Origin of the sequence: Microcoleus sp. S36a_B3 (genome assembly GCF_036700745.1) — a bacterium.
GTDB lineage: Bacteria > Cyanobacteriota > Cyanobacteriia > Cyanobacteriales > Microcoleaceae > Microcoleus.
The window spans coordinates 154,677-168,794 of record NZ_JAUBPN010000005.1 but is presented as its reverse complement, the minus strand read 5'-3'; the positions used below and the strand labels follow the sequence as shown (position 1 = coordinate 168,794).

14 protein-coding genes and 1 pseudogene are annotated in these 14,118 nt (G+C 46.0%); 9 read left to right on the top strand and 6 right to left on the bottom strand.

Annotated elements, in window-relative coordinates; genetic code table 11:
* Positions 1-100: 100 nt before the first annotated feature.
* Positions 101-325 carry a hypothetical protein gene (locus QUA01_RS08140; RefSeq protein WP_096831014.1) on the top strand — a complete coding sequence of 75 codons (225 nt, stop codon included), beginning with the start codon at positions 101-103 and terminating at the stop codon, positions 323-325.
* Positions 325-606 carry a type II toxin-antitoxin system RelE/ParE family toxin gene (locus QUA01_RS08135; RefSeq protein WP_333089021.1) on the top strand — a complete coding sequence of 94 codons (282 nt, stop codon included), beginning with the start codon at positions 325-327 and terminating at the stop codon, positions 604-606. The genes QUA01_RS08140 and QUA01_RS08135 overlap by 1 nt, the downstream gene beginning before the upstream one ends.
* A 37-nt stretch (positions 607-643) precedes the next feature.
* Here QUA01_RS08135 and QUA01_RS08130 read toward each other — a convergent pair whose 3' ends face one another.
* Together QUA01_RS08130 and QUA01_RS08125 are read right to left on the bottom strand one after the other, a co-directional pair.
* Positions 644-1,513, bottom strand: coding sequence for a Uma2 family endonuclease (locus QUA01_RS08130; RefSeq protein WP_333089019.1), 870 nt, complete (start codon positions 1,511-1,513; stop codon positions 644-646).
* A gap of 246 nt (positions 1,514-1,759) precedes the next feature.
* Positions 1,760-2,683 carry a tetratricopeptide repeat protein gene (locus QUA01_RS08125; protein ID WP_194068343.1) on the bottom strand — a complete coding sequence of 308 codons (924 nt, stop codon included), beginning with the start codon at positions 2,681-2,683 and terminating at the stop codon, positions 1,760-1,762.
* Between the two features lie 384 nt (positions 2,684-3,067).
* Here QUA01_RS08125 and QUA01_RS08120 point away from each other — a divergent pair, with 384 nt between their 5' ends.
* Positions 3,068-3,268: a hypothetical protein gene (locus QUA01_RS08120; RefSeq protein ID WP_333089017.1), complete on the top strand. Its 201-nt coding sequence runs from the start codon at positions 3,068-3,070 to the stop codon at positions 3,266-3,268.
* A gap of 144 nt (positions 3,269-3,412) precedes the next feature.
* Positions 3,413-4,702: a hypothetical protein gene (locus QUA01_RS08115; RefSeq protein ID WP_333089015.1), complete on the top strand. Its 1,290-nt coding sequence runs from the start codon at positions 3,413-3,415 to the stop codon at positions 4,700-4,702.
* A gap of 78 nt (positions 4,703-4,780) precedes the next feature.
* On the opposite strand, the gene QUA01_RS08110 is transcribed toward QUA01_RS08115, so the two are convergent.
* From QUA01_RS08110 to QUA01_RS08100, 3 genes and pseudogenes are all read right to left on the bottom strand, one after another.
* The gene (locus QUA01_RS08110; RefSeq protein ID WP_333089014.1) at positions 4,781-5,956 is read right to left on the bottom strand and encodes a homocysteine biosynthesis protein; all 1,176 of its coding nucleotides are present in this window, start codon (positions 5,954-5,956) and stop codon (positions 4,781-4,783) included.
* Between the two features lie 371 nt (positions 5,957-6,327).
* Positions 6,328-7,500, bottom strand: coding sequence for an AI-2E family transporter (locus QUA01_RS08105; RefSeq protein WP_333089013.1), 1,173 nt, complete (start codon positions 7,498-7,500; stop codon positions 6,328-6,330).
* 277 nt (positions 7,501-7,777) lie between these two features.
* Positions 7,778-8,395: pseudogene (locus QUA01_RS08100) on the bottom strand (Uma2 family endonuclease).
* Between the two features lie 222 nt (positions 8,396-8,617).
* Between QUA01_RS08100 and QUA01_RS08095 the strand changes: the two are divergent.
* Both QUA01_RS08095 and QUA01_RS08090 read left to right on the top strand, forming a co-directional pair.
* Complete coding sequence (locus tag QUA01_RS08095; RefSeq protein ID WP_333089012.1) at positions 8,618-8,758, top strand: hypothetical protein; 141 nt, start codon at positions 8,618-8,620, stop codon at positions 8,756-8,758.
* 44 nt (positions 8,759-8,802) lie between these two features.
* Entirely contained in the window at positions 8,803-9,387 is a 585-nt protein-coding gene (locus QUA01_RS08090) for a Uma2 family endonuclease (RefSeq protein ID WP_333089010.1), read from the top strand.
* 11 nt (positions 9,388-9,398) lie between these two features.
* On the opposite strand, the gene QUA01_RS08085 is transcribed toward QUA01_RS08090, so the two are convergent.
* Positions 9,399-9,608: a hypothetical protein gene (locus tag QUA01_RS08085; RefSeq protein ID WP_333089008.1), complete on the bottom strand. Its 210-nt coding sequence runs from the start codon at positions 9,606-9,608 to the stop codon at positions 9,399-9,401.
* Positions 9,609-9,704: 96 nt separating this feature from the next.
* Here QUA01_RS08085 and QUA01_RS08080 point away from each other — a divergent pair, with 96 nt between their 5' ends.
* From QUA01_RS08080 to QUA01_RS08070, 3 genes are all read left to right on the top strand, one after another.
* Positions 9,705-11,024: a class I SAM-dependent methyltransferase gene (locus QUA01_RS08080; RefSeq protein ID WP_333089006.1), complete on the top strand. Its 1,320-nt coding sequence runs from the start codon at positions 9,705-9,707 to the stop codon at positions 11,022-11,024.
* 114 nt (positions 11,025-11,138) lie between these two features.
* Positions 11,139-11,678 carry a type IV pilin-like G/H family protein gene (locus QUA01_RS08075; RefSeq protein ID WP_333089004.1) on the top strand — a complete coding sequence of 180 codons (540 nt, stop codon included), beginning with the start codon at positions 11,139-11,141 and terminating at the stop codon, positions 11,676-11,678.
* A gap of 183 nt (positions 11,679-11,861) precedes the next feature.
* Positions 11,862-14,102, top strand: coding sequence for an O-linked N-acetylglucosamine transferase, SPINDLY family protein (locus QUA01_RS08070; RefSeq protein WP_333089002.1), 2,241 nt, complete (start codon positions 11,862-11,864; stop codon positions 14,100-14,102).
* Positions 14,103-14,118: the final 16 nt, after the last annotated feature.

Here is a 14,118-nt window from a genome sequence, read left to right as displayed (position 1 = left end):
AGGGAAATTCTCCACATCACAACTAAAAAATTCTAGCTTAGGATAAGTCTTGCTAAAATAAATAAAAAATATCGTGGTTATAAACAGTTAAAAATAATATATGAGTAAAACGACACAGACATCTCAATTCCAGCAAGCTCTTGAAGCTGTAGAAGTTTTATCATTAGAAGATCAAGCCATGCTTCTCGATATTCTTCAGAATCGTCTGCGACAACAGCGACGAAATGAATTACTCAAGGAAGTGGCAGAAGTTCGTCAAGAATATGCTGAGGGCAATGTTAAATTTGGGTCGGTAGCCGATTTTATGGCGGAGTTGGATGATTGATGAAAATTGGTTGGACTCCCAAATCTATTCGTACTTTCAAAAAGTTAGTTCGTAAAAATCCTCAGCTTCGCCTTTTAATTGAAGCTACGCTTGAACTTTTGTCTGAAGACTGCTTTAATGCCAGCTTGCGAACTCACAAACTGACAGGAGATTTATCGGGTATCTGGTCGTGTTCAATAGATTACGATTATCGGATTTTATTTGAGTTTGCGATCGATCCAGAAGATGAGGAGGAAGCTATTTTATTACTCAAAATGGGTTCTCATGATGAAGTCTATTAAGCCCGATCGCCCTTTTCCCCAATTCTCTCCCCCTATCTCACTCTCCAGCATTCTCCGTCACTTCCTCCACCGATAAACCCAACGCCTCCGCCACCTGTGGGACACTCAAACCCATTCCCAACAACCGGGGAATTGCAGCCCTTCTTGCTTGAAATTCAGCTTGTCGCGCCTGTTCTGCACTCTCGGCTATTTCCCGCTGTTGTTCTCCCCGCAATCTCTCCAATTCGGCTCTTTCATCGCCAATCAACAGCAAATTACCTTCCTCATCCCACCAGCGCAGCCACAGCATCTCTTGATTTTGATAACTTCCTTGCCAAAGTCCCAATTCTACGCCTAAAGGTGCAATAGGAAAATGACCGCGATCGTTGAGTTCTAACAGTTGATAAGACCCGTCAATTAACCGATAAACTTCTAATTGCCCGCTGTTAATTTCATAGATGCCGTAATAGGGAATTCGCATCACCTGTTCGTAAACCCAAAACTTTCCCGGTTTCGTTAACACCCCTTCATCAGTACGCGATAAAGGAGTGCGATCGCGCTCTTCATCGCCATTTCCGCTGGCAAATTCCAACGCAATTAACGGTGCTATGTGTTCCCGCCACAGCACGTAGGAACGGCGAATTTGACCGTCTAAATTGGGAGGTACATTCGGAACATAAAACCAATCAGGAGCTTCTGCGCCTTTTTCCGCAGGCTCGGTTTCTCGCCAGTAAATGCCGCAGTCTTGACCGATCGCATATTGTCCGTCAGGATGCCGCTCCTGCAAAATTTGCCCGATCGAATCAGTTAAAATTAAACTCTGCGGATGCTCCTGAAAATTTTTCACAAAAGTACCATCCGACTCTGGTAATTGAGTGTGGTCTGGAAAAGCAGGAGGTAGAACAACGCGGTCAACGCTTTGGGTCATAATTCCCTCCGAAGTCTTGCTTAACTCATAATATCATGTCTGCGGTCACGATGGCAATTAAATAGGTTTGCAGTAAAGAATGAAGTCCTTACAAAAATCTGAGGACTTTAGTTTTTTTTACAAACTTTACAACCATTGTTTGACCGAATACGATCTAATTTAAGACTGGAATAAAACAATACATTTTGAGTTTTAAGTATTGATTTTTTCACTTAAAACTCAAAATTCTTTCATGCAAAACTCTCCTTAAGGCTGAGGTAGCGCACCTTCAGGACTTGGGGAAGCCGCTGGTTCTGGAGATGCCGCTTCGGGACTCGCATCTGCCGCCGGAGAAGGCGAAGGAGTGCCGCTAGCTAACTGATTAATTTGGTCTTTGTAGTTAGGAGGAGCTAACTCACTAGCTTTGTCAAACAGCGTTTTTGCCTCGTCAGTTTTGCCTTGTTCCTTAAACACGATCGCCTTGGCTAAAGTCGGGCGAAAATCTTTCGGATTCGCCTTAGCCGATTCGTCATAAATCGCGATCGCCTCATCGTAGCGCTTCTGCACAGCATAAACCTGTCCCAAAATCAACTGCACCGAAGTTACATCAATACTTCCGGGTTTTGCCTGATTTTGCGCCGGAGCGGCCTTGAGCGTATCTTGCAGCAGTCCGATCGCAGCTTCGGGCCTTTGCTGCACCAGCAGTAAATTCACCAACCCCTGCAAAGCCTTAATTTCCCCAGGCTTAGACGCTAAAATTGACCTGTAAGCCTGAGCCGCCCCTTCGCGATCGCCCGTGCGTTCCTTAGCCTGAGCCAGCAAAATCCCATATTCAGTAGTCTCGGGATTCAGTTTAGCCAACTTTTCCAAAGGCGGGATCGCATCCTTAATATCCCCCACTCCCTGTCCGATTAACTCCAGCCGTACCTGCAACAACCCCCGCAGCGCCGTTACATTGTCAGGTTCGCGCTGCAAAACCAATTCGTATCCCCTCACCTGATCTTGCAGCAACTGCGCTTGCTTCTCGCCAGAAGGCGCAGTCTGAGTAGGCGTTGGAGTCGATGTAGCGGTTGTTTGACTGCTCTTGAGAATACTGTCCAAAATTGGAACCAGAGAAAATCCCAAAAAAGCGATGAGCGAAAGCACCACCACCACACTAATCAACCCGCGACGCTTGTTTGCTTTTTCCATAATTCAACTATCCCAACTTAAAATCTACTATTTTCTAAGAATTAACCCATCGCCTAGGGGCGTCTGCGATTTAACCGAATCCGTGTAACCATAAAAGTTCTTAACTTCAAAGTGCCAATTCACAAACCAGTCTTTTGCTTGCAGCTAATATGGTAACAGACCCGCAACTCCACGCTCGTCAAACAATTTGGGACACAAAGACCCGCAGCCCCAAAAACTGCGACTTTCGTCCAATTTAGTTTGGTCGAGCTAAAAATTACCGAAAAGATGGCGGATCGACCCGCTAGGTAATTGGAGTAAGTAAAATAAGCAAGCTGCTCCAAAGAGATTGGAACGGCGCCTTGAGGCTTTTCCTCAAAGCATTGCGAAATATTGCCTGGTTTGATGCTCAGGTATTCAGCACGCGCTCGATCGGGATATATCCTAGATTGTCCGGGCTCGAAGTATCTGAATATCCTAAATGCTATTAGCCACCAGTGCCAGTTTTCGCCCGATCGACCCGCTCCTGGAGTTAGCAACTCTCAAACTCTTTGCCCACAAGGATTAGAGCAGCCCGCCCATCCCGGAGCGATCGATCGCTCGTAGCGAAGTTTAAAACTGGCGTTGATGAATCAAAACCAAACTTTCCGGCGCAAGCCCTAAGTTTGGTGCTAGTAGTTGTGAAATCAGTTTCTTCAGTTTATTCCTAATTTCCCTTAAGGGATGTGTCTCCGCTGCAAGGAGTTTTTTATGAACCCCTCTCCCAACCCGTCTTCCAAATCGTCCAAATCTACTTCTGCTCGCAAGGCTCAGCCAAGCGAGCCCGCCGTGAATCAGCCTGCAGCTACAGCCTCCGTGGCCGAGACACCAGACGAAAGTCCCGTGTCTCCCCCGCCATCGCCGGCTGCACCTGTTGACCCAGATCGATCGCCAGCGACAACAGACGCACCAGCGTCAACAGACGCACCAGCGTCAACAGACGCACCAGCGTCAAAGGATACGCTGCAACGACCCCGCTACAGTTCTGCCCCCGACAAGGACAAAACAAAGCCAAAAGACCCGCCGAGCAATGCTCCTGAACCCTCCGCGCCAGCAGCGCCGTCGGAATCTGCCAGCAATACTCCATCAATCGCAGTCTCCGTGCCCGCAACAGGCGAGCCAGCAGCTAACGAAAGTCAGGCCGACGATGACCTACCCTCGGTCATGCGCCAACATCCCATTCCACCCCCCAGCGAACCCAGACAGTACCGAGCTGTTGGTTTGGTGCGGGGCCGCTACACCCAATCTGAAGAGCAATTCACCAGAGGTATGCTGATTGCTGCCGACGGAACTGCCATCGATGCAGTTTTGCTGGGTAGAGTCATGAGTTTAGTCAAAAATCACCTGGATCTGGAACAAGAACACCTGTGGGTGGTCTATCCCCGCACCAGGCAAGAAGACGGCAACTTGCACGCCCAGATTATGGGAGTTTGGGAGCCGGAAACGCTCAAGAAATCTCCCGAAGTGTCTTCGGATGAGGAAAATCTGGAAGCAGGCGAGATTGAGGCTAGCAGCGAAGCATCGACGGCATCTGTGTCGCCCTCGGAACCTGATGTTGAAGATGGCTATTTTTCGATTCGAGGCGAGGTGATTTATCAACAATCGCAAGAGGAAGAAAAGTATGTCATCGTCAAAATCAAGCAAGCTCCCCGCAAGAATGACGACAAGATGAAGTTTTTTAAGCTGAAACTCAAGGGGGATGTAGGAACAAAGGCGATCGGATTTTTTTGGGATTTCCACGTCCAATTGAAAGGTGAGAGTCTGACGATCGAGCAGGCTAACAATATTGGCGCCGTGCCGATTAAGAAGCGGAAATTCCCCCCCGGCAGCAAGCCGCCCGGTGGCTACAAAGGAGGGGGAAACAAGCGTCCGTTTACTCCTAGGCCCAGCGGTGACGGTGCTCCTGTAGGGCGTCCTACCATCAAGTCCGCAGCAGCAGCACCTGCTGTTCCCAAGGAACCTCTTCCTAAGCCGGTTAAGAAGTCTAAGCCCGAGGAATAGGGCAAGATTTGAGATTTGAGATTTTCGGTTAGTGCGTCTGGTTAATCTAAAATCGCCAAATCGCCAATCTAAAATCTTTTATTCCAGCCGGACTTGGGCTCCCCACAAATCTTGCGGGAGAAATACTCTGTCGGTGGGTAGGGGAGCAACTGGGGCCGTGAGGGTAAATTGACCTGCTTCAATTTGCTGCTTCAATTCCAATGCTACTTGCCGCGAGAGAAACATACTCGCCAAGGGGGCCGCCCGCACAGGTTTGCCCTCTATCAGGATGCGGCCAGTCTTTAATTGAGCGTAGCTGACTAAACCGAATGTGGGACGAACGCGCCGGGGGATAGAGAAATCTACCACCGGCGCTACTATTTTTTTGTCGGATACTGCACAGTGGGCGACGACTGTTTCGTTTAAGACTGGAAACGGGATGCCGACTCCCAGCATCAGAGATGGGCCGTAGTTTTTGAAGTAGCAGCCGCGCACCCATTTGGAGTTCATCTGTTTGGCGTCGCCGATTAGTGCAAGGGTGGCGGCCGGGCCGATTGGGGTGCGGTTGGGCTGGCGTTTTTGCAGCGGGAAGTGCTGGGTTCCTTCCCAGGTGATGTAGCCGGTGGCGCCTCCTAGGAAGATGCGGGTGCCGATGCCGATGGTTTCGAGGTCGGGGTCGTTGAGCAGGGGAGACATGGCTCCAAGGTTCGAGTAGACGGCGTTGCCGAGGTTTGGTTGCAGGGGGCCGAGGTAGGTGAACAGCGGGCGATCGCCCCCGTTAACTCCCACAATAAAGTTTTGATAGGCGTTCCGGGGATTGAATAAATAAAACTGGTTGATGGTATCGCGGGTAATCGTGGTTTCAAAGGAGGCGCGGGGGTAGCAATCTGTGACTTGCCCCAAAGCTCGCAACTGCACGGGTTTCCCGGCGATTAAGTCTTCGATGACGTGTCCGCCTCCCCGTTCGCGGGATTCTTCGCCGTCTTCGGCTACTTGGGTAGCTCCCAAGTACAGGTCTACTGCCCCAAAGCCGGAGTAGGCTAAAACGCCGTCGAGCCAGCACTGGCGGATTTTGATCGGGGGATCGGTATGGCCGAGGTTGATGATGGCACCGGAGGATTCCATCGGCTCGAAGGTGCCTGCGGTAATCACATCGACTTCTTTGGCGGCTTGGCTAATGCTGGTTTCTTCGACTCGGTTTTTGAGTTCTTCGATTGTCCAGACTGTCGCTTTGCCTTGGCTGATTTTATCGTTGATTTCGTCGATCGATCTCATAATTTTAGTTTTTAGATTTTAGTTTTTAGTTTTATTGATCGATACCGTTCACTTAAGTAAACCGTATTGTTTTATTGATGGCGATCGAGTTCCTAAATTTGTAGTCATGACTTAAGTCCTCAATCTCGAATCAAGAAGGGAGCATCTCGGGCCTTGAAAAAAGCATTTTTTATTGTGCGAGTCTTGCACCGCCAACTCGCGGGGACAGCACTATTAAATGCAAAACCCAGATGCTCCCAGTCAAGAAAAACTGAAGTCCGAACAATCAAACCTGAATTATTGATGGCGATCGAGTTGCTAAGTTTGTAGTCAGGAATTCAGTTCTCACTCTGAAAATCAAGAATGATTGAAGTCCTCATTACCAACCTGAATTATTGATTGACAGTATCGTCATTTTCTGCTTGGTCTGCGATGTCTGTTTTTTGTTCTGGAAGGCTTTCTTGTCTGTGATGTTTTACTCCTAGAGACTCATATTCTTCGTGAATAGCCGAATCGATTGCTGCTAAGGTTTGAGGATTCGCGTTCCATTGGTTGAGAATGTCTTTAATTAATACTTCCCTAATCCAAACTTGAGCTACAACGGTGAGGGGGAGGGCAAGTAATAGTCCTAAAAATCCAAAAAAGGTGGCGAAAAATACTTGAGAAATTAATGTTACTGCTGGCAGCAATGATACTTGCTGTGCCATGACGTAGGGAGTGAGGAGGTTGCTTTCAAACTGTTGAATTAGAAAGTAAAGAATTAAAACTAAACCAGATTGTAAGGGAGAGTCTAAAAGTGCGATCGTCATGGGCGGGATGACGCTGATTGTGGGGCCTATATTTGGAATTAAGTTAAGAAATCCTGCTACTACAGCGTGAGCTAACGGTAGGGGAACTTGCAAAATTGACAAACCAATTAAGCTCAACAAAGCAATCACGCTCATGCTAATCAGAGCGCCGATGACCCATCGACCGAGAGCTATTTCGCATTCATCTAAAATACCATCGATTCGTCGGCGGTAAAAAGAGGGAAATAGTTGTATAAATGCTTTGCGGTAAGAGAGGGGATCTGCTAAGGTCATCAAGGTCAAAACTAAGACTAGCAAAAAGCTGAGGATAACCCCTAATGTGTTGCCAACAAAAGCTCCTGCACCGCCAACGAGTTGGTTGAACAAGGGTTGCAGTTGTCGCATAATATCGTTAACATCAAGATTCGGCAGCCTTTGATCGAATTGTCCCGAGAAGCGAGCTTCGATTTGATCTACCCAGTCGTTTAGTTTGGCGATTCCTTCAGGTGCTTTTTGGGTCAGTTGTTGGAATTGTAGGGCAAAGGGCGGAACAATTATCAGGAACAAGCTTACCAAAACCAGGACTAAAAAGCTAATTGATAAAAGTACGGCGATCGACCTTTTGAGTCGGAATTTTTGCAAGTAGCGTGCTAGTCTGTTTAAGGCTGTGGCTAAGACGATAGCGGCAAAAAGCAGCAGCAGGGCTTGTCTGATTTGCCAGAGGATGTAACAAGATGCGATGAGGGCTAATAAGCCCATCCATTGTCCTAGCTTCATTCGATTTTAGCTTTGAGATTTGAGATTGAGGAGTAGAGTATTGGGAATTATAAGAATATAACTCTTCGTATCTCTCGTTTACAGCCGCATTTCGATCCCCCTCGCATCCCCCTTAAGAAGGGGAAATTTGAGCAATTTCTTGTTCACCCCCACTATCCGGGGCGCTAGGGGATCTAGGCATAATCGTCAGACACTCGTCTGGCACTACATTCACAGCTTAAGTTGACTCCTACCTTCACTAAGATACTCTATTCGGACAGCAAAGAAAGCAATTTCCTCAATTACCTTTGGCGAACACCTGCTGCGCTGTCAGATTCAATTCTGGGAAAGTTGGGGACTCAATAATCTCAGCCTCTCTGAATTGTTTGACTTGATATTCGCTATCAATTAGTTGGTAAATTGAAAAAGTAGGTTGTTTGGGGTTGCCGATGAACCGTCTGCCGCCCAATTCTAAATAGTCTACAATCCAGTATTCTTGGATGCCCATTGACTCGTAAGCCTCAAGCTTTAGGGCATAATCATCCGCCCAGTTAGTGCTGGTTACTTCTACGATTAGGGGAACTGATTAACCCATTGTGATCATTGATGATTTTTCCCATCGCGGCTCGTTTCTAATATTTTTTTCGTTAAGTACAATAATGTCTGGTTCATATCCAGATTCCTCGCTAATAGGTTTGATGACAGATTTTTTGGGGATGAAGTACGGCAGTTGCAGCCGTCTGATTTCAAAATTTAGATATGCTACGATAAAACCTGTCAGTTTAGAATGTTTCTCTGTTGGTTTTGGCGTCTCAACAATCTCTCCATTGTGTAATTCGTAGCGGTGTTCTGAGTTTTTAGGATACCAGTCAATGAATTCATCGAATGTTACCAATTCTGTTATGGTTTGAATCATGATGATGGCCTCAAGTTTGGTTGTGATGGTTGTGCTGGGATGAGATTTAGTTGTCTTTAGATAAGTCTAGCTCGATCGCACTTTTAGATCGCACTTCTCGATTCTGTCTCTACTGCTGTTTTTGCGATCGCTCTTTCGAGGGCAGCCTTGTCCCTAGAATTGACCTTGAGTTGTATAATTAGGCATTGAGACTATTATGACAAGTCTCTACTGAGGCTGGATGTGGGGTGGGAAGGTAACGAAAGAGCGATCGAACAAACTTACCAAGCTGGAAGTGCGATGCACTCGATAAATTTTAACCAAAAAGAGGCGATGAATGAGGAGATTGCCGGAAAGATTACAGCTTACCGGAGAGGTAAATGATGATTGTTTAAGATTATTCCAATAGTTTGATAGAGGTTCGCATAATGACACAGACACTTTTACGATCGTTAGACCAACGGTTCATTCATTCTGGGATTAACTGGGAACAGTTTAAACTAATTGAACAGGGGTTTTCTGAGTCCCCAGGAATCAAGTTGTTTTATTACAGAGGAGAGGTAGAAATCTTGGCCGTTTCCCCTGAACACGAATTTTTTAGTAGGACAATTTGTACGCTGCTGGCTATCTACTGCGCCGAAAATGAAATTGAGTTTGCACCTACGGGAAGCTTTCCCCAAGAAGAGAAAGGGATAGTGTCTGTACAAGCTGATGAATCTTATTTTATTGGCAGACGCATCACCCCAAATTCTCCTCCAGATTTATGTATCGAAGTAGTTTTCACTAGCGGTACTGTCAAAAAATTGGAGCGCTATCGAGTGTTGGGAGTTGCTGAGGTTTGGTTCTGGGAGGATGGTGTATTGGCTATGTATCGCTTGGGTTCTGAGGGTTATGCTAAAATTTCTGCAAGTGTTTTTTTGCCAGATTTAGATATTAATTTATTGTGTCGCTGTTTGCTGATGGCTTCGAGTGTGGAAGCGATGAGGGAGTTTAGGAGGGGAATTGCTGGTTAGGGCGATCGGGCTTATTTTTTCACAGTCACCTTGATTTGAGTCTGTTGCCACGCCCGCCAGCCGAGGATAGCTGCTAGCATCAGACTGGGGGAAAGCACGGCGATGAGAGCGTTTAAGTCGGTGGAGGGTATGGATAAGCTAGGCCCTGCGTACTTGATGGCTAGGGAAAGGGCGGCGGAGAGGGTGAATACTTTGAGGATGGGGCTGATGTTGGTGTTCATTGATGTGCTGGTTGGGCGATCGAGTGAATGAAATGCCTTTCCATTTTATAATACGAAGCACCAAACATAATTTACCAGCATCAGGAACCATTCAAAATGGAAAATCAAGAACCTAATTTAATAGAGCAAATTCGCCAGCAATTTGACAATACTCCTTATCCCAGAATCCCCCTAGAACAATCTCCAAAAGACAACAGTGAATTGCTCTACCTTCACAATCTTGTAACTGCTTACTACTTCAGAAATAGAAAAGTCATCAATACCGAAGGTAAAGTTATCCTTGATGCGGGATGCGGCACCGGTTATAAATCCTTAGTGTTAGCTTTAGCCAATCCGGGAGCGAAAATAGTAGGCATCGATTTATCAGAAGAATCTGTAAAACTAGCCGAGCAACGTTTGCAATATCATGGAGTTGCTAATGCAGAGTTTTATGCTTTGAAAATAGAAGATTTGCCAAGTTTAGAGTTAGAGTTTGACTATATTAATGCTGACGAAGTTCTGTATCTCTTGCCCGATGCTATTGCTGGATTGCAAGCGATGAAGTCAGTTCTCGCTCCCGACGGCATCATCCGCACCAACCTGCACAGTTCAAATGGTAGAGCCGGAGTATTTCGCGCTCAAGCTGTTTTCAAAGCAATGGGATTAATGAGTGGATCTCCGGGAGAATTGGAGATAGAAATAGTCCGGGAGACTATGGAAGCATTAGAAGATGGAGTAGGGCTTAAGGCATTTACCTGGACTTCAGATCGCGCCCAGAATGAGTCATGGATTATGTCTAACTATTTATTAGTTGGTGATAAAGGTTGTACGATTCCTGAAGTGTTTGCCATGTTGAGAGGTGCCGATCTAGAGTTTATCAATATGGTGGCTTGGCGCAGGTGGGATTTGATGGATTTGTTCAAAGATCCAGATGATTTGCCTCCGTTTTTGGCGATGAGTCTGCCAGAAGCTTCTCTGGAAGAGCGACTGCATTTATTTGACTTGTTACATCCCCTGCACCGTTTGTTTGATTTCTGGTGCGGCAATCCAAATCGAACTCAGGCTTTTGTGCCCGTTGCGGAATGGACGGAGGCTCAATGGCGGGAAGCACGGGTACACCTGCACCCTCAACTGATGACTTCCCAGGTGAGGGAAGACTTGAGTAATTGCATTGACAGTCAGACTGCGTTTGAGATTAGCCGTTATATTATTGTGCCAACTCTAGCGCCGGTGGCGATCGAGAGTACAATGGCCGCTTGCTTGCTACCTCTGTGGGAGGGGCCACAGTCTGTGGTGTCCCTGGTGGAAAAGTGGCTCCAAATCCGCTCCCAGATGGCTGTTAACCTAGAGCCTGTTAGTGATCAGAGTGCCATTGAGGAAGTCAAGGAACTGTTGACTAGGCTGGAAGTCTTTCTGTATGTGCTTTTGGAGCCTTAGAGTCAGGAGTTGAAAAAAAAAATAGTTTGGGGTGATATTAAAGCGCCGATAACTGGGTAAGTTACAGATAAGAGTTAGAAATCAAGCATCCCACCCCTCACGGAGAAAAGACTTATGAAGACTGAATTTAAAGCCAAGTTCCTGCAACACATCAACAAAAGAAGACAGGAGCAAGGTTTCACCCTGATTGAACTGCTGGTTGTTATTATCATTATCGGTATTTTGTCAGCTATTGCCTTGCCTTCTTTCCTTAGCCAAGCGAGTAAAGCCAAGCAGTCAGAAGCCAAACAGTACCTCAGTTCAATGAACAAAGGTCAACAAGCTTACTTTGCAGAGAGAACGGTGTTCGCAACTGATGTCCCTAGCTTGGGTCTGGGTATCAAAACTGCAACTAACAATTATCGGTATGACGTGGGTGCAAGTAGTGTTGTTCCTGCCAGCGGAGGCGTGACTATGGCGGCAACACCTCTAGGCGCTTCGATTAAGGCATATGCAGGCGCAATATATTTTGTTCCCGCAGGTGAGGGAGACGGTACTAGTTCAATCCTTTGTGAACAGCTAACTGCTGTTCAAAACGTAGGTCCAACAGCAATTACACTTGCACGGGAAAATACCAAGTGCGATGCAACAAACCAGACTCTCGTTACTAAGTAATTTCTGAGTCCAACAATCCATCAAAGAGCGGGTAGAGTTCAGTATGCTACCCGCTTTTTACGACATATTATATGGATGAATTGTTTATAATACCTATGATTGCGAAGTTAGAAGTAAATCAGGTTGTTGCAGCTTAGTCAAAAGTTTTATTTAACTTAGGTATATTTGTAGATTTTTTAGCTTATGAATTCTGATAACTTATTGGCTGTTGCATCTGACTGGCAGGAAGAAGCAAGGGAATGTTTGCTCAAGGAGAATTATACTCGGGCTGCGCTACTCTACGAACAAGCAATTGAAGCGGAACCAAATGTTAAGTCCTACTACTGGCAATTAGGTTTGATGTTGCTGTTGCAGGGAGAGGAGGCAGAAGCTCAGACAACCTGGCTGTTAGGAATGGCTGAAGGCGATCCAGAGGAAATCGAGCAGTGGACTCAAGAACTGGTAGAATTGCTCGAAGCCGAAGCCGAACGGCAGCGACTGCGAAAAGACTATGCCGTGGCTTGGGCTGTGCGCCAGCATTTACGGGAAATCAACCCTGCTAATCTGCACAACCTGCTGCATTTAATGGCACTGTCTATATTGCTTGACGCTTATACTGGCGAAGAGCCTCATTCTTTGGGCGTGATTGAACTGCTCAACTCAAACAAACCTTTATCGATCAACCATGAATTGCTCATGCAATTGTGGAAGAGTGTCTTAGATTACGCTCCTCTACACCCATCTACTTTGGAATTGACAGAAGCTTGTCTGGTTCATGCCCAGGAGCCACTAATTTTTATTGATACTTTAATCCATTTTGTTTATAGAATTGCTTATTTAGGGCGCCAATTTCCCCTGGCCGTTAAATTCACCGAACTCGGCTTGCGCTTAGATCAAAAGCATCCAGAGTTGCTGCTTACTTTATCTTCTTTTTATCAAGATGTAGGTGAGTCTGCAAAGGGGATAGAAATGGCTAAGTTTGCCTATTCGGTAATGGAAAAGCTAGCCGATAAAGTGTATGCTTGTCACTTAATTATTCGCGGTATGATGACGGCGGGCGGGTATGCCGATGAAGCTTACTCAACATTTCAGACCCTCAAATCTCTAGTGGCAGAGCTAATCGAGCAGCAACCAACCGATCTCGATTCAAGCTCTACAGTTCGTTTATTTAGTTCGATATTTTTCTACCCATACTTTCAGGATACACCGCAGGAAAATATACAAATTCGCCGTCAGATAGCAGAAATTTGCCAATCGAATGTTCCTAATTATGCTAAGGAGCAAATAGAAAAGTGCCGCCAGCGACTGTCTTCTGCGGTAAAAACAGATGTTCCTAAAAAACGTTTAAAAATTGGATATCTGTCCTATTGCCTGCGCCGCCATTCTGTAGGCTGGCTAGCACGATGGGTCTTCGAGTATCACGATCCCGATCGCTTTGAAATTTATGCTTATTTACTTGGGTCTGAGTCTAAACTAACCCAGGACCCTTTGGAGGAATGGTACACAGGGAAAGTTTTCAAAGCTCGGAAATTAGGGCTGCAAGGTCCTGAAGTGGCAGAGCTAATTTGTGAGGATGAGATTGATATTTTGGTCGATCTCGACAGCCTGACACTGAATACTAGCTGCGAGATTATGATGCTTAAACCTGCACCCATACAAGTCAGTTGGCTGGGCTGGGATTCACCGGGCATACCAAATATTGATTATTTTATTGCTGACCCTTATGTGCTGCCTGAATCCGCCGAAGATTACTATGTTGAAAAAATCTGGCGTTTGCCCCAAAGCTACATTGCAGTAGATGGCTTTGAATTAGACGTTCCAAGGGTGCGGCGGGATCAATTAAATATTCCTAACGATGCAGTTGCATACGTAAGTTTTCAGCGAGGATACAAATACAATGCCCACACAGTACGCTTGCAAATGCAGATTATTAAAGCAGTACCAAATAGCTATTTCTTAGTTAAAGGTTTAGGAGATGAAGAATCACTCAAAAACTTCTTTACTGAAATAGCAGAATCAGAAGGAGTGAACGCAGATCGTTTGCGATTCTTGCCCATAGTGGCAACAGAAATAATTCACCGCGCTAATTTAGGTATTGCTGATGTGGTGCTTGACACTTATCCCTATAACGGAGCTACAACTACATTAGAAACTCTTTGGATGGGCATTCCTTTAGTGACGAGGGTGGGTCAGCAGTTTTCCAGTCGCAACAGTTACACGATGATGATGAATGTAGGGATAACAGAGGGAATTGCTTGGACTGATGAAGAATATGTCGAGTGGGGAATCCGTTTAGGAAAAGATACTGTTTTGCGACAACAAATATCCTCCCGACTGCGACAGTCAAGACACACTGCTCCGTTGTGGAATGGTCAGCAGTTTACGCGAGAGATGGAGAAAGCTTACGAGCAAATGTGGCAAAGGTATCTTGACAGTCATGATTGATTATGATTGTCGGGCT